Source organism: Candidatus Borkfalkia ceftriaxoniphila, from assembly GCF_004134775.1.
Taxonomy (GTDB): Bacteria; Bacillota; Clostridia; order Christensenellales; family Borkfalkiaceae; genus Borkfalkia; species Borkfalkia ceftriaxoniphila.
Genome location: NZ_SDOZ01000002.1, coordinates 844266 through 864482 on the forward strand (window position 1 = coordinate 844266; position 20217 = coordinate 864482).

Below are 20217 nucleotides of genomic sequence, written 5' to 3' on the forward strand. Positions count from 1 at the left end.
TCACATCCCCCTATCCGTTTTATGTTTCCGACGGAACATCATAAAAAACATAGCTAAACCGATAGCCAGAGAAGAGCACGTAAGCGCGGTCGTTCCGATATTCGATCCGCAGCCGGCCGCTGTATCCGTAACATCTTCTACCGTTACTTTGAAAGTAACTTTGCCCCCGTTATATGAAACGGTGATCGTCTGTTCGCCCGCCTTGTTCATGTCGAAGCCCTCTATCCACGAATCAGCAACGGTAACCACCTCTTCGCCGCCGTCTTTATACTTTGCTTTTAAAGTAAGTCCCGTAATATCGAAGTACTCTCCTTTCTGATAAACGACTTTATCGGGCATCGTATTCACGGTAAGCGCATCATTTCCTTCCGCAAAAGGACGACGCCACCGCAACCCGGACATATTCTCTAAAATGACGTCTTCGCGAAGGAAGCAGCCTTCGATTTTTTCATAATCGAAATTATTGCCTCCCCAATTATCCGCCTCCGCCGTATAATATTGGAATCCCGCCTTGATTGTAATTTCTTTAATAAAGACGGGTTTCATATCGTCTGTGATCGCACCGTTCGAGCGTGCTTTTGCCGCGTCGAATGCTTCTTGATTAGGCTGTAATACTCCGTTCAATAAGATTATGACGCAGTTACTCCAAAACCTCACACCGCTGCAAAGCCCCTCTTTCATGAGTTCCGTAACACTCTTGCCGTCTATCAGTATATAATCCGCAATATTGTCGAACCTCTCCAAATTCGTGAGCGCTTTGGTATTGCCCGTATAACCGTTGAGATTTACATAAAATACTAAATCGTGGTGTGTAGTCGATTCGTAATTCGCGTAACCAGATACATTGATGCTGAGGTTCAGTTCGGGATTCAGATCTTTAAACTCCACTTCGAATTCGTCGGACTTTCCCGCATAATTTACCGTGACCGTCTGTTTACCCGCACGATAAGGATCGTATCCGGTGAAAGTAAGATATTCATCCGCAATTTTTTCAGGCGTCAGCAACTCGCCGCTGACTTCGTCTTTCCATATAGCGTTGACTTCGATACCGGAAAAATCAAGTTCACGGCCGAGATTCCCGACCAAATTATTCGGCTGTTTCGCGATTTCGATACTGTCTAAAACAGTTGATTTTACGGTGACAGAAACCGAAAACTCGTGGCCGCTGACGCGTACGATAATTTCTTTTTCACCTGCCGTTGCCGAAAAATCGGGATTTACGATCATATTTTCGGTTACTGGAATCGTAATCAAGTTATCGCGATCATCTTCATATTTTACTTTTAAAATGAGATCGTTCAGGCTTGCAGGTTCATTTACACGATACTCTGTTTTATTGGCAGTTAAAGTAACGGCATCCTCTGCGACAGTACCATTATCAGTTTTCAACTGGCGCACCCACTTACCTTGATTGTTGCCGGTGGAAGCATTATAAAGAATGACTCTGTTTTTCAATACGGCATTCTCCAAATACTTATAACCGTATCCCAAGCAATCTTCTTCCGTCTGAGGCTCGGGAATCGTATGCCCATCCGCCGCAGTGATCAATGTAAATCCGGGCAAAAATTCGACCGTTTCGATCTTATCGATCTTCCAGTTCGGATCATCGAGCGAAATTTCCAACGAAGCCGTCGTTCCGCTATAATTGATCGTAAGTCTTGCCGGAGTTTGGCTTCCGAATTCCGCACGCATTTCCGCAAGAGTTTTACCGTTGATCAATATTTTATCCCCGACATTTGTCATTTTATCGATTCCCCAAAGGATATTGGGAAGATTTTGCGGGTTGAATCCGACAAACTTGAACGGGATCAATGGGATAGAATATTCGGAATTACAGTAAGTTTCCGAATCAAAATCGATCTCGATGCCCGTTTGCGGATTTTTGTTTTCGACAGTTACCTCTACCGTAAACGCGACGCCTTCGTAAGAGCACTCTATAACCTGTTTGCCGATACGACCGTTATCCATTTTTCCGAGGATAAAAGAAGATGAATCGGAATAGTCGACTGTTGACAACGTCCCCTTATTCGTTTTAATTTCCAACTGCAAACCGGTCGCCTCAAACAATTCACCAATATCGTAGATCAATTTATTCGGCGATTTTAAAATTTTGACCGATTCTATCCATTCATCTGCAACTTTGATCCCCTCTAAAACAGTTTCACAGCCCATATAGTTTATTGTTACCGCCACATTATCGGAACTGCCCTTAAAAGACATATCGCCGTCGTTAAATGCGTCTGAATCGAAAGTAATATGCCCGTAAGCAATGCTATCCGCGGTAATTTTTACACTTTTCAAGCTCCCGTCGTTCAGCTTTACCGTCAGCTCTAATCCCTGATAATCGAATGTTTCTCCGGCTCTGTATTCCATTTTCGGATTGGACTTTATTTGAACAACATTACTCGCATATGCCCACTTCCCGTCCGCGATCTCGTATTTGGGCATAATTCCCCAAACCGCATCACCGCTCAACGGTCTAAACATTGAAAAATCCTTTCCTACGCGCAGAGTATTTTGAGCGCTCGTAATGCTTTCGGGAGGATCGCTCGCCCAGAAATTACCGCCGTCACCGGTGCCGACATACCACAGCACATCCGCGTCGACCGTTACGCCGACAAAATAATCCTGCGCTTCTTTGGCATCGATTACAAAAATGATACGATTTCCGTACACGCCTATATGCCGTATATATTGATCTGTATCGCCGGCTTTTGTTCCGTGCTCCTGTTTCCATTCATTGACCGTCTTGATTTTACCGTCTTTTCCAAGCAACCAAATCAAATCCCCGTTTGTTTTCCCGCTTTTAGCCGAGGGCAACGTTTCAAAACCTTTATAAACGGATCTTGCGTCAGCCGCCCCGTCCAGCGTTAAACTCACGTGCGGTTTTCCCGCCGGATCGTTGACATAACTCGCAGATACCCCGCCGGTAATCGCGCCGACTTCCGCATCGCTTTGCGCTGTCCATGTGGCTTTGGCGGAAGCTACATTGCGATATGCGGTAAAAGATGCATTCACGTCCTGATACGTTTGAGAATCTGCAATATCCGTCGGCGGAGTACCGTCCCAAAAATTTCCGCCGCCGTTTCCGATATACCAGCGCACACCCTCTTCTATCGTTACCTTGGTAAAATAATTCTGGGCTTCTTTGGTATCTGTAATGAAATGAAGAATATTGCCGTACACTGCGATATGACGGATATATTTATCTGTATCCCCGTCTTTTGTACCGACCGTCTTTTTCCATTCCGTAACGCTCTTTTCGGTACCGTTTTTACCCGTCAGCAAAATCAAATCCCCGTTCGTTTTGCCGTCGACAGCGCTGGGCAGCGTACAAAATCCGCCATAAGCCGTCTTTGCATCGGCAGCATTGACCAGTTCCAGTCGAAAACATCTGTTATTATCGACGTCATAGCCGATTCCATAACTTTGGCCGCCTTCCTTAAAGGTGATTCCTTCGGCGGCTGCCCTCGTAGCGTACGTTATTCCTAAAAACAGAAATAACATAGCGCTCAATAACAAAGCCCCAAATGTTAAGACCCAGGTTCGTTTTGAATTACTCATACATAATCTCCTTCTTCATATTTTTAGCCTTTGATCGCACCGATCATGATCCCATCGACCAATTTTCGTTGGTAGACGAGAAAGATGATTGCCGGAAGTATGGACATAAAAGTGCCTGCGGCCATTTTCAATCCCGCATTGCCCAACTCGCCGTTGATAAGAGAATCATAATATATGGCAATGGCTAGCGTGTACTTTTCGGGCTGCGTGAGATAAATCAGCGGGCCAAAAAAGTCGCTCCAAACGGAAGAAAACACACCAACCATGACATATAACAAAATCGGACCGCATAACGGAAGCACGATCGTTAAATAAATACGAAAAGTATTGGCTCCGTCTATTTTCGCGGCACTTTCGATTTCAGAGGGTATGTTGCGGATGAATTGACGCAATAAAAAAATGTTCATCGCGCCGCCGCCAAATACAGCAGGAATCATCATAGGCCACGGTGATTCCGTCAATCCTAATAACGAATACATCACGTAAATGGGAATCTGAATTACAGATCCTGGGATCATCATCGTTCCCAAAACCAAAGCAAAAATCAGTTCTTTACCCGGAAAACGCAATCTTGCAAAGGCATACGCGCAAATCGACGATGATAAGGGTACAAAAAACAAGTTAAACAACAAAATCTGTAAAGTATTCCATAGATACTTGAAATAATTCTGTTGGAAAAGTACGATCTTATAATTTGAAAAGGTAATCACCGACGGAAAAATTCGTGCATCGGCAATATCGGCTTCGCTCATTAACGAACGGCTTACCATCATGACGAAGGGAAACATTAAGAATAAAGCGATTGCCGTTAACAGAATGTAATGAAAAATACTAACGACTGTCCGCGTGACCTTCGCTGAACGTTGTGAAGAATACTGTTCTATATTTTCCATCGTCAATCCTCATAGTAGACCCATTTACTGGTCTTGAATACGATAAAAGTGAGTAGACCGATCACCGCAAACAACATCCAAGCAAACGCCGAAGAATATCCCAGACGGAATGCGCCGCCAAAAGAATCATGATATATTTTAACGGCAATAAAATAAAGCGAATCACCGACGCCCTTTCCGCTTGAGCCTCCGATTATCATCGTTGAACTGACTTGTAAGGCTCCGATAATGCCGGTAACGAGGTTGTAAAAAATCATTGGAGTTGAAAGAGGAATGGTAATTTGTATTGTACGCATAAAAGCGTTCGCCCCGTCGATCTTTGCCGATTCGTACAGGCTCACGGGTATATTTTTGAATGCCGCGAGCCAAATCACCATACCGCCGCCCACGCCCCAAAGAGTAGTCGCTATCAGCGTCGCCATTGACGTTTCCTGTTTGGAGAAAAAAGCCAAACGAGGAAGATTTACAGCCTCTAACAGTTTATTAAAAATACCCGTTGGACCTGCCTCGAATAAGTCTAGCCATAATAATCCCGACGCCACCCCCGGGATGATGACGGGCAGATAAAACAACATTCTGTACACCGTGATGCCTTTCATGCTGTTGTTAACGGTAAGCGCGACCAAATACCCCACGATCAGCGAAAGCGGCACGACGCATACGGCATAGATAAAAGTATTCTTTACGACAGTCCAAAAATCCGGATCGATCGTCAGAAGTACTTTAAAATTATTCAGCCCCACGAAATTCATCGTGTAAAAACCGTCGTAATTAAAAAAACTGTATACGAACGACTGAACGGCAGGTACATAAGTATAGATGATGATGCCCAAGATGACGGGAGCCGCAAACAGATAACCGATCATATATTCTTTCAGTTTTCTGTTTTTAGCGCTTTTATCGATCACAGGCGCTTTTTTGACTTTTGAAAACATTGCGTTAAGCCTCACATGGAAAGATAGGCTTTGATCTGATTCGCACACTTATCCATCGCCGTTTGATAAGTATAATTGGGATTATCCACGTAATTTAAAATCAAACCTTTGAGGCAGTTCATCAAATCCTTAGCGTACTCGGGTTTATGGACGGCAACGAATTCCGTCGCACAAGTATATTGATCACCCCATGTATAGGCTTCCAGATTTATATTTTCAAAACCTTTTCCCCATAAATTATTCGAATCTTTCGGATCTTTCATATCTATCCGAATAGGAGCGTAATTTGAATTACCCTTTTCCGTGATCAAATTTTGTCCCTCTTTCGATAACAGGATCTTTAAAAACTGCCATGCGTAATCTTTATTTTTTGAGTTGGCAAATATGGAATACCCCGAAATACCGCCGCCGATCTTTGGATTTTTTCCGATCAAAGGAAAGGTCGTAACGTCGTAATAATCATCGATATCCGCTCCTTCGGGCAAACTGTTCTGCATACCTTTGTAAATAATCGAAGCGGCCTGAGAATGAAACATCATCGCGGCTTTGCCTCCGACAAAATCGGCTGACGCCGTATTCAAAGGTGCGATCCAACGCTCGTCCTGCATCTCTTTCATGCAATCCAAAGCCGCTTTACCTTCCGGAGAATCGAGCGCAAAGTCGCCGTTTTCATTAAAGACCTTTGCCCCGAACGCTTCAAGTATCGGATTGTAGACGGCCTCCCAAGTGAGATAAGCATTGATCAGGTATTGATCCTTTCTTCCCGTAGCATCAAAATGTGCTCTCAGAGCGCGGCAAGTGTTTTTAAACTCTTCCCAAGTCCAACCGTTTTCAGGAATTTTCGTACCAGGCTGCGGCGTAAAAGGTAACTCCGATTCGGGCACATTTTTAAAACAATCCTCAAAAATTTGTTTATTGACGTGGGTAACGACTTTATCGGCTGTTCTGGGGATCATAAGTTGTCCCCCGTCAAAATCCTTTTGTCCCAAACGCCAAAACTCGGCATAATAATCGTTGACGTCAAAAGTCCCTTGGGCGGTTTCCGCATCAATATAGGCGTCCATATCCAACAACACGCGTTTATCGCTCAAAACGAGCATATCGAATGAAGTTGTCCAAAAAATATCCGGCATCGTTCCGGGTTTCACTTTTTCCGCGTTGAACCAGTTGGCGATCGTAGGTGCAACCTCTCCGCTAAAAGGTTTCAGTTCCACTTTTATATTCGGATATTCCTCATTAAAAAGTTCCGCGATACCAAGGATCATGTTTTGCTCTTCCTCGCTGACCGGAGTTGAGATTACCAGTTTTCCGGATGCTTGCTTGTCCGGATGAATATCTGCCTTATAATCCGTTTCCGGCGGTTTCATCGTGCAAGCCGCCGTAGCGAAGATGCAAACGAGAGATAAAACCAACATACAAAGTTTGCTAAAATGTTTCATTTTCACACTCCTGTATTCTTATTTTCCAACAATTAACTTAAAATCCAAAAATTAGCGCGGGCTAATTTTTGGGTAAAAACAAATCTTACAAATCCGACACTTTTGTAAGCGATTCACGGTATATGCAGAACGCCTGAGTGGCGATTTCCTCTCCGATTCCCCGTTCTTTTCGGTCGATACATTCTAATATCTTTTCCGCGATCTTCATGCCGAACTCGTATTTTTGACAAGAAACCGTAGTCAAGCTCGGGCAAGCATATTTTGCAAGACTAATATCGTCGCAACCGATTACCGAAATATCACTCGGAACAGTCAGTCCCGCTTCCCGAATCGCTCGCATGGCACCCAAAGCAGCCATGTCGTTTATCGCAAAAATCGCAGTAATATCATTTCTCACGGAAAGCAAATTCGTCGCCCCTAAATATCCTCTTTCTTCCGAACTCAAACGGTAATCGTCGTTGTAACTTATTAAATTTTCGTCCTCGCAAAAACCATATTGCCCGCGAAGATCAAACAGTTTTCCTCTAACATCGCAATGAAACCGAAAACGATCCATTCCCGTAACAAATCCTACATTTTTATGCCCAAGCTCTCGAAGTTTTTCCATAAAATTCAGATACGCGTTTCGCATATCGATATTCGTGCTCAATCCCTTGTCCGCCCCGAAATCTACGAGCAACGTATTTGAATTTGTAAGAATATCAATAAAACTGTCCGGATAGATATTGGTCGTGAAATTTATTAAAGCTGAAAGCTGCTTATTTTGTATAAAAGAAAACTTATCCCGTATTGCGTTATCCAATAGGAAAACCGTTACCATGTAATCTTTTCCGATCGCATAATTCTCTATCCCTCGAATGATTTCCATATGATGCGGATTCGTATATTCGAATACGGCTACACCGATATGCCTGGAATTTCCCGAAGATAAAGTTTTCGCGGCGTGGTTCGGAACGTATTTTAACTTTTTTGCAGCCTTTAAAACTTTCTCCCTTGTTACAACTTTAACGACATCCGGTTTATCGAAAACATTGGATACGGTTGCAGGAGATACTCCGGCTAATTTCGCTACGTCTTTTCTGTTTGCCATAATTTTTCGCCTTTTTTAGCGCGGGCTAATTAATTCATAAGTATTATATCATAAAAACGACGCTTGTCAATACCTATTTCAAATTTTTCGTAAACTTTTAAAAATTTTAGTTTCGCTATCGCCGCCAATATAAATTTCAAATAACCCGGGATCGCAACAAAAAGTGTTATCGCTATGATAATACGATAACATTTCCTCAGTAATTTTAAACGTTATTGTTTTTCTTTCCCTTCCGTTCAAATAAACTTTTTGAAATGCAGCTAATTCCTTTACGGGGCGCGAAATTTGCGCGCAAACATCGTGTACATATAATTGTACTGTTTCTTTCCCTGCCGTATCGCTTTGATTTTCTACGGTGATCGAGGCTTTGACAGGAACATCGGTTATCACGTCTGAATCCAAAATCAAGTTTTCATAAATAAATTTCGAATAAGATAGTCCGAATCCGAAAGGATAAAGCGGTTCGCTGCTACCGTCAATATAACGGCTGGTAAATTTGTTATCATCCGCTTCGCTTCTGGGGCGGCCGGTCGGTAAATGGTTATAATAAATCGGAATTTGTCCCATATCTCTCGGTAAGGTAACACATAATTTCCCTGAAGGATTTACCCGACCGCTCAATATTCCCGCCAAAGATTTACCTGCCGAATGCCCAAGATACCAAGCGTATACGATCGCATCGCTGTATTTTTCAGTTTCGGTCAATATCATAGGTCGTCCGCTACTTACTACGCAAACAGTCTTTTTATCATTTTCTTTGGCAATACGCAGCAACTCAGTATCTTCTTCTAAAATTCTGATATCTTGTTCCGAACACGCTTCGCCGCTGTTTTCCGCTGCTTCACCGACAAAAACGATGACAGTACCGCAATCATCAGAAATAAGTTCTTGGGCTGTCGATGCATAATGACAGTGAAAGCCTTCCTTTTCCAATCCCTGGGGGTAGGTAATCGTATCTGTTATAAAACGGCTGCTTTGCCAACAACCCAAAAGATTTGCGTCAAAACAGCGGCTACCTGTCACTATAATTTTTTCTCCCGGCTTCAAAGGCAATATATTTTCGTTTTTCAAAAGAACAATCGATTCGTCTGCAAGTTTTTCCGCAACTTGCAAATGATCGGGCGGTAATTCGCACGCGCCGGATTTACGCATAAACAGATAAGGATCTTCCATTATTCCGCATTCAAATTTTAACATTAAAATACGAAGAACTGCGGCGTCCAAAGTTTTTTCATCAATCAAACCGGCAGTTATCAATTCATTTAAAAACCTATCGTAACAATCGGAACACATTTCCACGTCGATTCCGCCCTGAAATGCAGCCAAAGCCGCTTCTCGTTCGTTTTCGGCAATCCCGTGGGCAATCAACTCATAAGGCGCACACCAATCAGAAATGACAACTCCTTCGAACGTAAATTCTTTCCGCAATATTTTACGTAGATATTTAGCATTTGCCGTCATCGGCACACTGTCAACGGTATGGAAACCCGCCATAACCAGCTTTGCCCCCGCATCTATACCAGCTTTAAACGGGCGCAAATACGTATTTCTCATGGTTCTTTCGCCTAATTCACAGGTATTGTAATCCCTTCCCGCTTCGGCGGCCCCGTAACCGGCAAAATGTTTCAAGGTTGCGGAAAGACACTCCGATCTGCCATTATCCTCCTGGAATCCTTTTACGTATGCTTTTGCAATCTCTCCTGCCAGATAGGCGTCTTCTCCCGCGCCCTCGGCAATCCTCCCCCAACGAGGGTCTCTCGCAATATCAAGCATCGGCGCATGCGTAACGTTAATTCCTGCTACCGTAGCTTCTGTAGCGCTGATCGCGGCTGAACGCCGGATCAATTCGGTATTAAAACTGCAAGCCGAAGCAATGGGCAACGGAAATATCGTATCGAATCCGTGAATAATATCCGAATGGACCAATAAAGGAACTTTTAAACGGCTTTCTTCTACCGCGACGCGTTGCGCCTCGCGGATATCGTCTATCATATTCCAGGCGGGCTGCAAAATCAAACCTATCCTTCCTTGGCGTATTTTATCGTAAGCGTCTTCATTGATAAGATTTTTTTCTTCCCCCAATCCCGAAGTATCCCCGATATTTTTCTGACAGAGCTGACCTATCTTTTCCTGTAATGTCATTTGAAAAAGTAATTGTTTGGCTTTTTCATAATATTCTTTTTTCAAAGCGGCTTTCCTCTTTTTTTGTATTTGGCTCGGGCTAATTGTAAATGATAAAAATATTTTTGTCAATTATTTTAATCAAAACTTTTAGAACTTATCTGTAATAAGTTGATTAAATTTATTCATTTTATCCAAAGATAATTTAACTAACATTTCGATCTATCAACAAAAACTCTTGACTCGATAAAAAAATTAATTCGTCAAGAATACATGATTCATTTTTTTGTTTTTTGTGTCCTTATTCTTCAATTTCTTCGTAGTAGTAGGAATAGTCTATCCCCTTCATAAAAATCTCTCTGTCGTCAATCTCGCAAGTCAAAGCGTTCTTTATAAGTAAAAATATATCGCTTCCGTCAATAGGACTTCTTTGCATTGCCTCCAAATAGTCTTTTTTATTTATTTTGCTCCAATCGGTACATTTACCGAGATTCTTTTTGAGCATCAAGTCCAGCCAAATCCGAGTGCTTCGGCCGTTACCCTCCCGAAAGGGATGAGCGACGTTCATTTCAATATATTTCTCCACGATATTTTCCAAGGTGAATTCAGGCATCTTCTCTATCTTCAAAAGATTTTCATGCAAATACATGGCAGGAGCAAATGCAAAGCCCCCTTTCGCTATGTTTACCGTGCGTATCTGACCGGAAAAATCATACAATCCGCCAAAGATATAAGAATGGATCTGCTGCAATCCCTTTACGGTGCCGACCTCTATATCTTTAATAATGCCAGACTCAAAAAGTTCATATGCCTTTTGCTTGCTCTTTTCATCGATCGTCGTTCCCATATCCGTCAGCCATTTTTTGAAAACGACGGTTTTTTTACTCGGAACAAGCGCTATCAGCGTATTTACCCCGTCTTCATCAACGACGTCCGTCTTATACTTTTTTCCGTCGCTTGCAGTCAATTTCAGTTGTCGACAAATTGTCGACAACTCAGGCTTACGTCTCTTCACTGCGTTCCAATAAGAACGGCTGTTTTTACTCTTTGTCAACGCTTCCGCAATATCGGCGGCACAAAACCACCATTTAGAGGATTGCTCGTCCCAAACGGCTCTTACGGGTATATCGTCAAAAAATCGTATAGATGTCTTTATCATCTTCTTGTCCTCGATTATAAAGCCTTGCACATGTTATATTATATACAAAACATTATACCACCAAACGGGAGCAAAGTAAAGATTAAATAAAACTGATTTTCTTTTATAAGAAGAATGTTTATATATCCTCTCTCTACCATCAGAGCCGGGCAAGGCCAATCCTTGCTCGGCTCTTTTTGTTTTCATAGACATTTTTTTATGCTTTCAAAAGAATGAGTTTTCGGGGAGGAACAAGAGGCGCGACAACTTCTTTTTTCTTCTCCGATTTTTTTTGTTTTCGTTGTGGCTATCGTAGCACGGTTCCTCGCGGAAGTAAACGGCGGAAAAATTCCCGCTTAAAACTTTCAATTTCCTTTTCCCCACGCGGCAATTTTTCCTTCCTCCGTTGACTTCCGCACTATATTTTACAGAACGTATGCCTTTGACCGTCCCTTGCTCCTTTGCCACTGCCGAAAACGGCAAAAATATAAATTCGGAGGTAAAAACGAATGAAAAAAGTTGTTTACAGCATTTCCAGATTTAATAAGTTTGGAAACAACAAAATGTCCGGTGTAGGATTTATCACCGACAAAGACTTGATCATCGCCTGCGTCAGTCAGAAAGGCAATCCGTATATCCGCGTGTTTGAAGATTGCGTAAAAAACTGCCATGCGATACAAGGACGCGACGGCGAGTTCAAAGGTTCGCATTACGAGATCCGCGAAGTGGAATTTGAGAAAAACGGAAGTTATGAAACACGCGAGATCGAAGTCGAATATTCCGTATGGTATAAGCGGGTCGATTAAGGAGGCATCCCATGAAAAACAAATTTTATCTCAAAGAGTTTCAGTTCTTCGACGGAGAAGATACCGTCGTATTCAATATCGTGGCGGTAGACGATGACAAGATCACCGTTGCCGTTACCAAATGCGGAAAGATATCCGTTATAGAATACGACCTTTTCGAAGATGAAAACGGTTTGTACTTCGAGTACGGTGTTGCAGGCCGAGAGCCTATTCACATCAATGACTTTGAAAATATGGAGAATAACTAATTATGAAAGCAATTAAAGAATTTCGTGGCAAATATTTCTTCCTCAGCAATTTTTATAACACAAAGATCGAATACTTCGATATGGTCTTTGAGAACAACGAAGCGGCGTTCCAGTCCATGAAATGCCCGGAGCGAATGGAAGAGTTTACGAAGCTCTCCGCAGCCGAAGCAAAACGGCTCGGCAGGCGTGTTCCGCTCTGCGACGACTGGGAAGAATCGAAGGAAACGATCATGTATGAAATCTGTCTTGCCAAATTCACGCAGCATAAAGACCTGGGAGATCAACTTCTCGCCACGGGCGATGCCGAACTTATTGAAGGCAATACCTGGTACGACACCGAGTGGGGCGTCTGTAACGGCATAGGCAAAAATAAACTCGGCAAGATCTTGATGCGCATTCGCGAAATCCTAAAAAACCGCGAACTACATCCCGATAAATATGACATACACTTTGACGTTTAAAAAAGGAGGTTTTTTGGGAAATGGACTTGCGCGATTCTCTGCTCATAGACATAGGTTATGGACTTGACAACGTGGATTTCCATGATAGTGCCGCCTGCGACGACAGTTATGAATATATCCGTACGAATTTCCTTATCGGTTGGGAAAACAAAGCCGCGGACGACGGCAGCATCAGCGAAACGGAAAAAGAAGAAATCCTGCATATCCTCGACAATGAAAGCGGGGATCTTTGGAATTGTTACTTAAAACTTATTGAGCATCTCGAAAAAAACTAAAGGAGGACAACAAAATGAAAACTTTCTCAATACCGTTTTACAAAGACATGGAATTTGCCTTCACGACGGATACCTATGCTATAAACGGAAACACCTGTATAGGAATTTGGTGCAAAGAGGGAGATTATATAGAACCTTTCGCCAATCTGACCGTCAACCTGGATCTGCCGCTTATAAAAAATACTGCTTTTATAGACGTGAACAATCTCGATAAAAGGCTTATCAGCTATCTGGAAAAAAACGGCTTTATCAAATGCTTGAAAGTAACCCGTCGGTCAGGGTATGTTACCTATCCCCTCTATCGGCTCGAACTCAACAAAATTAAAGAATATAAGTTTTAAGGAGAAAAACATTATGAAATACGTTTACATGGTACAACTGGACCGGTCTGCAACGGATTCGGACAGCATTGAAACGGAATTATATGAAGATTATGACAAAGCCTATGACCGCTACAAGGATATCATCAGCGAACAACTGAAAAACTTTTGGAAAAACGAGGTCAATTTTGATACAGACGGAGATCCCGGCGAGGAATACGAGTTTTTTGAGGAAGATAACAACTCGAACGAATCCGACGTTTACTGGCATTTATCCTTGAAATACGATTACTATATTCACACCTTCGTTGACCTTATCCGCACTCCGCTTTATACAAAACGCTCGGACGAACCGCAATATATAGTCCGATACAAAGAAAATGAATATTCCTTTCGCTCCGGTGTTGCCGCTTATATCTTCCATGCCGGAATCTTGAACGACATGGGAAAACGAAAAGCAGATATATTACTCGAATACGTCGATCTTGTCTATGATTGTTATATTTCAGACGTCAACAACACGAATCTCGGAAAACTTGCCGATTATATTGCAGAGAACTGGAAATCGCTGCGGAAAACCGACAGATACGCGATCCTTGAAAAATACTATTCGGAGGCAGACCTATGAAAAAACTTGACGAACTCAAATTTCTGCTCGTTTCCATTCTTGCCATAAACCAAACGAGCGAACATAGGGACAGTGACATATCCTCTATCCTCGATTATGCTTTCCGCAGGTTATACGGCTCGAACACGAACCTTTTAACCCTCGCCTGCGTCGGCAAAACCAAAGAACAAATCATGCCCGAAGTACAAACACTTCTCGGCTATACTCAATACAAAAATTATTTGGAGCAAATAAAATGAAAACAAAAAGTGAAACACTTACGGCGGAAGCCGTGGAACTGTTCGGGCAGAAAGCGCTCTTTACGAACGAACGCATTCCCCTATCCGATTTACCGAAAGAACTGCACCGATACGAACTGCGCGACGACGGCAACGGAAACTTTGCGACAGTTGAAAACAACGTCATTATAAACTTTGCAGGCACGCTTGTTACGAAATCCCCTCTCGATCTCGGAGAACACGGCTATTGCAAAATCCTTGACGACCAACCTGATCTGAACTTTTTGGGATATGAACAAACCCTCAAAGATTTTATGGAGGAAAATCAATGAAACCCTTTAAGACGCAAGCGCATATTCATTCTCTGAACGGAGAAATGGACGAGATCACCGTTTTGGAAGAAACGGGCAACAATGAATATCTTGTAGACTATCGCGGAGTGAAATGCTCCGCGATTTTTAATTGGTACAACTGTACCTATTACGCGGACGACGTGTACGGGAGGAAAAAGGATTGAAGACGATCTTTTATTATTACAACAGATATGCAGGGCTTGTATTCCGATACAGCGACGGAAACGGCGGACATATCGAACAATGTTATATGTTCTATTCCTTCCGCGATGCTCTGCAAAAATTCCGCAAAGAGTTTGGATTGCAACGAAAGCATATCCGGTTGGTAGATTTATATAAGGAGCCGCTCACATGCTCGACGAAATCCAAGAAATGATCTGGAACGCACTTATAAAAGAAAACGGTGAGACCGTAGCGCGGCTGTTTACAAACTTCTACGGCAACCAACTGCTCGACGAGGAATTTTTCGAGTTTTTGCAACAGGAAGATATTATTTGAATAAGGAGATCATTCATGAAAAATTTATACGAAGAATTAAAAAACAAACACCAACAAGAAATGAACGCCTTTCCCATCGGCGCATGTTTCAGTCAAAAACAATTTGAAGAAATGATGCAAAAATGGGGCTTGACCGTACACGACACGGATAAGATCTGTTCCATCGGCGGAGGCTACTATGTCCGAAAATCCGACTATAAAGAATTTATCGCCATGGGAAAACGTTTTGAAAAAGAACGTAAAGACGCTATCGTTGCGGATAAAACCGGCGACGGATATATCTATCAGATGTTCCTCTATGAGCTTGCCAATCATGAATACTGCATTACCTATGATTATGAAGATACATTTGACGCGCTCGGGCTTACCGTGGACGAGATCAACGCGGACAAACGGCTTTTACACGGCTTAAAAAAGGCTACGCGGGAATACCTTAAACATTGCGAGGATTATTGATATGCGAAACGAAGAAACAGTCTTTTTCGATAACACAGACGATTACTCCAAGTATGATAACGCGAAACGAGCCGTTTACGAATCTTACTATGAAAGCCAAGACTGGACAAGCATCGACGAGGTTCCTTCCGGTATGATTTGGGAAGAGATCGCCGCACAGAACGAGGCGGACTGGGAATATTTTACCTGCGCGTTGAAACGGGAAATAGCAAGGCACTGTTTCCTTATTACGGGAACGTGCGGCAGATGGAACGGCCCCTGCTGTTGCGGCAACTTTATCACGGACTGGAACGATTTCCGCTCTTTTATTCAACACCTCGATACTGTAAAAATATACGAGCGGAACGGACATTTATATGTGGAAGGCTTTCATCATGACGGACACGACTGCTACGAACTCAAACGCCTTACGGATAAAGGCACCGAATACGCAGACCGCCACGGCTTTGCCCATGATAAAACCCTGCATCAAAATATCATGAAAAACAACTTTTATTCCGCTTTGCCGCGCCTTGCCGGGGTAATATTCGGGAGAGTGTATGAAACAATATCCGCGTAATCCTTATGGGTATAAAGTCTGTTATCAGGAAAAAGGCTCTTCCGTTTATATCCGATATTTCCTGACCTATACCTACAAAGACGCCGTTACCGTCAAACAGGGTTATATCCGTTACCCGCCCTCAGAACGGGACACAGACAGAAAACTGGACGATCCGCGCTGGTTCATCTTTCCCGTTACACGAAAAGAAGTCCTGCGCGGGATCTGGCGGGAGTGCCCTTTTTAGGACGCTCCCGCTCTTTTTATTCAAAAAAACATAAGGAGGATTTTATGCCGAAATTAAATCTCGAAACGAAAGACAAGGCGCAGGAACTCATCAAAGCATATCTCGAAACGAATGCGAGCGACGTTCTTGCCCAAAAGATCAATGAAGGCGTCCGAATACATAAAGACGGAAAGACGCTCGTCAATAAAAAGACGTTGGACGGCTTTATGGTTTATGCGGCGGACGAGGCGAAAAAAACTGCCGATAAAGAAGCGAACTCCGCCTATATCGATGATTCCACGGTGTACGGCTGGGCTATCCACTACTTTGAAGAGGATACCGTCGAAGGCACGCTCTACAACGAGGACGGCGCGGAATACAAACCGCCGAAACCGGTTACGCCTGCAAAGCCCGCGACGACTTACACGCCGCCCGCTCCCAAACCCAAACCGCAGATGTCGCTCTTTGAACTCATCGAAGAACAGAAACCCGAAAACGCTCCGAACGTTCCCGAACAAAAAACGGAAGAAGTCACCAATGATACGCCTCCGGACGAGGAATTATCCGCAGAAGAACAACGGGAGATCCTCGAAGAAATCGCCGCAAACGACATTGAAAGCCCTGCCGTTCAACCACAAGGCTCTCCGTTCTATCAGCGCTATATGCAGATACAAAACAAATACCCCGATCATATCGTCGCATTCAAACGCGGCGAGTTTTATGAAGTTTTAGGCAAGAACGCGGAATGGTTTGCCAAAGAACTATCGCTGCCGCTTTCAGAACGGGACTGCGGATTTTTGGAGCGCGTGCCTATGGTCGGTGTTCCCATTCACGCCGTTGACATCTATATAGCCAAAGCCGTACAGAAAGGCCTGAAAATCGCTGTTGCCGATTCACTCGGTGAAGTCAAAGAACTGCCGAAACCCGCCGCAGAACAGTCCAAAGGCTCTTCGATCTATCAGCAATACATGAACGCCCAAAGCAAGTATCCCGATTATATCGTCGCATACCGTTTGGGCGATTTTTACGAGATATTCGGGGAAAAAGCCAAACAGTTCGCCTGCGAACTTGACCTTACCCTAACCGGCCGGGATTGCGGGCTTCCCGAACGCGTGCCCATGGTCGGGTTCCCCTGCCACGCCGCGAATACTTACTTTGTAAAAGCCGTAAACAAAGGCTTAAAAGTCGCTGTTTTCGATTCGCCCGGCGACAATTCCATTGAACTGTATGAGCCGAAACAGGCCTTGCCGACGGAACCCGAAAAGCATTGGATCGACGAGAAAACCTATATCGATGACGACGGCATCGTGCACGATATTGAAACTGAAACCGAAGAAACTGCGCCCGCTTTCGATATGTCCGCCTTTGACACGGAAGCACTTGCAATGCTGGACGAATTGTTTGGAGAAATAATCGATTTGAGGTGATTTACTATGACAGAAAAAGATATTAAACCCATTCCGAATTATATCATGGACGAAATTTTTAAACGGGATATTAAAATCCACCCGTGGCAGGAAAGCATGGTACGATATTACGCTTATCTGACTATTTGGAAAAAAGAACTCGTGAAAGTGACCGTCGCGGTCACAACACAGAAAAAGCAATGGTGCTGCAAACAAGTCGCGGTACACGGCGTAAATTCCTCAAAATGCTTCGTCAAAGACATGGAATACAATTATTTTGGTTACGGCTATCGCGTCGGCTGGTTCACGGAAGAATTGCAGCCCTATCAAAAACGCTTTGAAGACGGAAAGTGGTACACCGCCGATACCAAATATTATGATCCCTACGCCCCGCTCATCAACAGAGGCGTCATTGCAAAGATCCCCGAATACAGATATAGCGCATATCAGCATTATTCGGGCAGGGATATCATTTCGTACCTGCGGATCTATTCACGGTTTCCGCAGACCGAGTATATGCTCAAAAACGGATTATGCGCCTATGCGGAGAACATAACCCTGCTTAAAAAGTTCGCAAAAGACAAAAAGTTCTGCAAATGGTTCATCCGTCACAGAAAAGAACTCGCCCTCCCGTATGGAAATACATACAACATAACTACCATACGGGAGGCATATAAAACGGACAGTCCGCTCAAAGAGGTCAAGCATTTCCTGTTCCGTAAAAAGCAGTTTGAACGGGAAACAAGGTTTAACCCTATCCGCACTCTTTTCCCGGGTTGGAAACTCCAAACTTATTTTGATTATTCCAACAAACAAAACATTACCGATAACTTGTACCTGGATTATCTGAACGCCTGTAATTACCTCGGCGTAGATATGTCGAAAAAGCAAAACCTGCTCCCTGCCGATTTTTACAAATGGCACGACATTCGTATCCGGCAGTATTCGGAAGCCAAAGCAATAGCAGCGGCAAAAAACAAACAGGAACTCATGCAAAAGTTTTCCGAGGTCGCGGAAAAGTATCTGCCGCTCCAGCATAATAAACGCAGCGCGTTTATCTGCGTTATTGCCAGATCCCCGGCAGACCTTATCCGCGAAGGCGAAATGCTCGGACATTGCGTTGGCAGAATGGATTACGACGAGCGCTTTGTGCAGGAAAAATCGCTCATCTTCTTCGTCCGCACGAAGGAACACCCCGACCGGCCGCTTGTCACGCTTGAATATTCGCTGAAAACCTATAAAGTACTGCAATGCTATGCAGAACACAATACGCAACCGAACGACGATATTCTGCACTATGTCAACAAGGTCTGGCTGCCGTATGCCAACAAAACTTTAAAACAAATCGCCGCATAGGAGGTAAAACACTATGGCAAATTATTTCCGCATCACTGCATATCACCCCACCGAGGACGTCGGCATGATCGTCGATTCCAACGGCAAGTTCGAGAAACTCTGGCAGTTCTCCGCGTTCCTCGTTTCCAAAGGTTTCAAGATCCTCGCCGTGGGGAACGAAACAAAATTCTCGGAAGGCAATATCCCCAAGGCCGAAGAAAGCGACAAACTGTTCCTGCGCGCCTGTATGAAAGGTAACCCCGAACAGAACGGTTCCGTTATCGAGGTCAACGGCAAATCGTATGAGATGAAAACGTGACGAAACAGACGAAAAAGCAAATCTGCGAAAACAGCGCCACCATCGCTTATTATAGCGGATCAGGCGGATTGGAAGCAAAACATATCGAATACGGTATCAACGATTATATTTATCTCGTTGCCGGGACATGGTACGGTCAGCGCTCGTACCACCGTTTGAAGATCCATTACGGAGCAAAAACCTGTTACGTGCGCCTGTTCGGACGAAGATGCCTGCTTTCCGAATTTATCCGATCTTGAATGGTTTTTACGGCTCGCCCGTCCGGGCGGGCCGTTTCCTTTTTGATTGCGGTTTATTTTGCTTCCGGCGCTTCGGTTTATCACAAAGCGCCCGGCTTGTCAAGCGGAAGAAAATATCGCTTAAAACAAGCATTATTCCGTCTTGTACGCAATATTTTCTCTTTTCGCCCTATCCGCAATTCCGTTACTCGCTTGACAAGCCTTTGCGCGCTTTGTGATTTTTTTTCGTTGCGCCGAAAGGCAAAATAAAATAAATCCGTAAAGGAGAAAAAAATGTTTAAGACCTATGTAACAAATGAAGAACTGTTTAGCAAAGATAACGAATTGCGAATGTTGAACGGAAACATCTGCCGCCTATGCGTCTGCGATACCCAGGAAGAAGCATACCGGCAATTCTACTGGATAACGCAACGAGCAAATACTCTGCTGCGCCTGACCTTAAACCGCATAGAACGGCAAGACGCCGACAGAGATTATATTACGGAGGAAAATAATGAATACGACTAACAACTGCCCGTTCTGCGAATGGCTTAAAAAATTAAAAGACGATAACGAATATTATCACAACCTTTCCGTTTATAGGCCTGCACTTATAGACGTGGGATATTACAAACAAATCGACGACGAACACTGCTGCGGGCAAACAACGTACTTGTTCGACGAACTCAACTTCTGTCCCGTCTGCGGAAAGAATTTAAGGAAGGCGTAATT

Annotated in this window: 27 protein-coding genes; 20 read left to right on the plus strand and 7 right to left on the minus strand. The window is 43.7% G+C overall.

Going from position 1 to position 20217, the window contains the following annotated elements; genetic code table 11:
* The 7 genes from ESZ91_RS03960 to fic all read right to left on the minus strand — a co-directional run bounded on the left by ESZ91_RS03960 (nt 1) and on the right by fic (nt 11201).
* Nucleotides 1–3564, minus strand: coding sequence for a bacterial Ig-like domain-containing protein (locus ESZ91_RS03960; RefSeq protein ID WP_129224352.1), 3564 nt, complete (start codon nt 3562–3564; stop codon nt 1–3).
* 23 nt (nt 3565–3587) lie between these two features.
* Complete coding sequence (locus ESZ91_RS03965) at nt 3588–4457, minus strand: carbohydrate ABC transporter permease (protein WP_129224354.1); 870 nt, start codon at nt 4455–4457, stop codon at nt 3588–3590.
* Nucleotides 4458–4459: 2 nt separating this feature from the next.
* On the minus strand, nt 4460–5392 hold the full coding sequence (locus ESZ91_RS03970) for a carbohydrate ABC transporter permease (protein ID WP_129224356.1): 933 nt from the start codon (nt 5390–5392) through the stop codon (nt 4460–4462).
* 11 nt (nt 5393–5403) lie between these two features.
* Nucleotides 5404–6657: an ABC transporter substrate-binding protein gene (locus ESZ91_RS03975; RefSeq protein ID WP_161971044.1), complete on the minus strand. Its 1254-nt coding sequence runs from the start codon at nt 6655–6657 to the stop codon at nt 5404–5406.
* Between the two features lie 259 nt (nt 6658–6916).
* Nucleotides 6917–7921: a LacI family DNA-binding transcriptional regulator gene (locus tag ESZ91_RS03980; RefSeq protein ID WP_129224360.1), complete on the minus strand. Its 1005-nt coding sequence runs from the start codon at nt 7919–7921 to the stop codon at nt 6917–6919.
* A 78-nt stretch (nt 7922–7999) separates the two neighbouring features.
* Nucleotides 8000–10108 (minus strand): glycoside hydrolase family 3 N-terminal domain-containing protein, encoded by a 2109-nt coding sequence (locus tag ESZ91_RS03985; protein ID WP_129224362.1) that lies wholly within the window; start codon nt 10106–10108, stop codon nt 8000–8002.
* A 235-nt stretch (nt 10109–10343) separates the two neighbouring features.
* Nucleotides 10344–11201 (minus strand): protein adenylyltransferase Fic, encoded by an 858-nt coding sequence (fic, locus tag ESZ91_RS11885; protein WP_129224364.1) that lies wholly within the window; start codon nt 11199–11201, stop codon nt 10344–10346.
* Nucleotides 11202–11689: 488 nt separating this feature from the next.
* On the opposite strand from fic, the gene ESZ91_RS03995 reads away from it, so the two are divergent.
* The 20 genes from ESZ91_RS03995 (at nt 11690) to ESZ91_RS04085 (ending at nt 20215) form a co-directional block, all read left to right on the plus strand.
* On the plus strand, nt 11690–11986 hold the full coding sequence (locus ESZ91_RS03995; protein WP_129224366.1) for a hypothetical protein: 297 nt from the start codon (nt 11690–11692) through the stop codon (nt 11984–11986).
* Nucleotides 11987–11997: 11 nt separating this feature from the next.
* A complete protein-coding gene (locus ESZ91_RS04000; RefSeq protein ID WP_129224368.1) occupies nt 11998–12234 on the plus strand; it encodes a hypothetical protein in 237 nt (78 codons plus the stop codon).
* A gap of 2 nt (nt 12235–12236) precedes the next feature.
* A complete protein-coding gene (locus ESZ91_RS04005; protein WP_129224370.1) occupies nt 12237–12695 on the plus strand; it encodes an NADAR family protein in 459 nt (152 codons plus the stop codon).
* A gap of 20 nt (nt 12696–12715) precedes the next feature.
* Complete coding sequence (locus tag ESZ91_RS04010) at nt 12716–12970, plus strand: hypothetical protein (protein WP_129224372.1); 255 nt, start codon at nt 12716–12718, stop codon at nt 12968–12970.
* Nucleotides 12971–12984: 14 nt separating this feature from the next.
* Complete coding sequence (locus tag ESZ91_RS04015; RefSeq protein ID WP_129224374.1) at nt 12985–13311, plus strand: DUF4313 domain-containing protein; 327 nt, start codon at nt 12985–12987, stop codon at nt 13309–13311.
* Between the two features lie 13 nt (nt 13312–13324).
* Nucleotides 13325–13918 (plus strand): hypothetical protein, encoded by a 594-nt coding sequence (locus ESZ91_RS04020; protein ID WP_129224376.1) that lies wholly within the window; start codon nt 13325–13327, stop codon nt 13916–13918.
* A complete protein-coding gene (locus ESZ91_RS04025) occupies nt 13915–14157 on the plus strand; it encodes a hypothetical protein (protein ID WP_129224091.1) in 243 nt (80 codons plus the stop codon). Before ESZ91_RS04020 ends, ESZ91_RS04025 begins: the two co-directional genes overlap by 4 nt.
* Nucleotides 14154–14468: an LPD28 domain-containing protein gene (locus tag ESZ91_RS04030; RefSeq protein WP_129224093.1), complete on the plus strand. Its 315-nt coding sequence runs from the start codon at nt 14154–14156 to the stop codon at nt 14466–14468. The genes ESZ91_RS04025 and ESZ91_RS04030 overlap by 4 nt, the downstream gene beginning before the upstream one ends.
* Nucleotides 14465–14653, plus strand: coding sequence for a hypothetical protein (locus ESZ91_RS04035; protein ID WP_129224095.1), 189 nt, complete (start codon nt 14465–14467; stop codon nt 14651–14653). The genes ESZ91_RS04030 and ESZ91_RS04035 overlap by 4 nt, the downstream gene beginning before the upstream one ends.
* Entirely contained in the window at nt 14650–14865 is a 216-nt protein-coding gene (locus ESZ91_RS04040; RefSeq protein WP_129224097.1) for a hypothetical protein, read from the plus strand. Before ESZ91_RS04035 ends, ESZ91_RS04040 begins: the two co-directional genes overlap by 4 nt.
* Nucleotides 14841–14987, plus strand: a complete 147-nt coding sequence (locus ESZ91_RS11720) for a hypothetical protein (protein WP_154071822.1) — start codon at nt 14841–14843, stop codon at nt 14985–14987. Before ESZ91_RS04040 ends, ESZ91_RS11720 begins: the two co-directional genes overlap by 25 nt.
* Nucleotides 14988–15002: 15 nt before the next feature.
* Nucleotides 15003–15443, plus strand: coding sequence for a DUF7659 family protein (locus ESZ91_RS04045; protein ID WP_129224099.1), 441 nt, complete (start codon nt 15003–15005; stop codon nt 15441–15443).
* A 1-nt stretch (nt 15444) separates the two neighbouring features.
* Nucleotides 15445–16002: a hypothetical protein gene (locus ESZ91_RS04050; RefSeq protein WP_129224101.1), complete on the plus strand. Its 558-nt coding sequence runs from the start codon at nt 15445–15447 to the stop codon at nt 16000–16002.
* Entirely contained in the window at nt 15983–16228 is a 246-nt protein-coding gene (locus ESZ91_RS04055) for a hypothetical protein (protein ID WP_129224103.1), read from the plus strand. Before ESZ91_RS04050 ends, ESZ91_RS04055 begins: the two co-directional genes overlap by 20 nt.
* Nucleotides 16229–16272: 44 nt before the next feature.
* Entirely contained in the window at nt 16273–17634 is a 1362-nt protein-coding gene (locus ESZ91_RS04060) for a MutS N-terminal domain-containing protein (protein WP_129224378.1), read from the plus strand.
* A 6-nt stretch (nt 17635–17640) separates the two neighbouring features.
* Complete coding sequence (locus ESZ91_RS04065; RefSeq protein ID WP_129224380.1) at nt 17641–18969, plus strand: PcfJ domain-containing protein; 1329 nt, start codon at nt 17641–17643, stop codon at nt 18967–18969.
* Nucleotides 18970–18982: 13 nt separating this feature from the next.
* Nucleotides 18983–19267: a hypothetical protein gene (locus tag ESZ91_RS04070; protein WP_129224382.1), complete on the plus strand. Its 285-nt coding sequence runs from the start codon at nt 18983–18985 to the stop codon at nt 19265–19267.
* The gene (locus ESZ91_RS04075; protein WP_129224384.1) at nt 19264–19506 is read left to right on the plus strand and encodes a hypothetical protein; all 243 of its coding nucleotides are present in this window, start codon (nt 19264–19266) and stop codon (nt 19504–19506) included. The genes ESZ91_RS04070 and ESZ91_RS04075 overlap by 4 nt, the downstream gene beginning before the upstream one ends.
* Before the next feature lie 273 nt (nt 19507–19779).
* The gene (locus ESZ91_RS04080) at nt 19780–20013 is read left to right on the plus strand and encodes a hypothetical protein (RefSeq protein WP_129224386.1); all 234 of its coding nucleotides are present in this window, start codon (nt 19780–19782) and stop codon (nt 20011–20013) included.
* Nucleotides 20000–20215, plus strand: coding sequence for a hypothetical protein (locus tag ESZ91_RS04085; protein WP_129224388.1), 216 nt, complete (start codon nt 20000–20002; stop codon nt 20213–20215). Before ESZ91_RS04080 ends, ESZ91_RS04085 begins: the two co-directional genes overlap by 14 nt.
* Nucleotides 20216–20217: the final 2 nt, after the last annotated feature.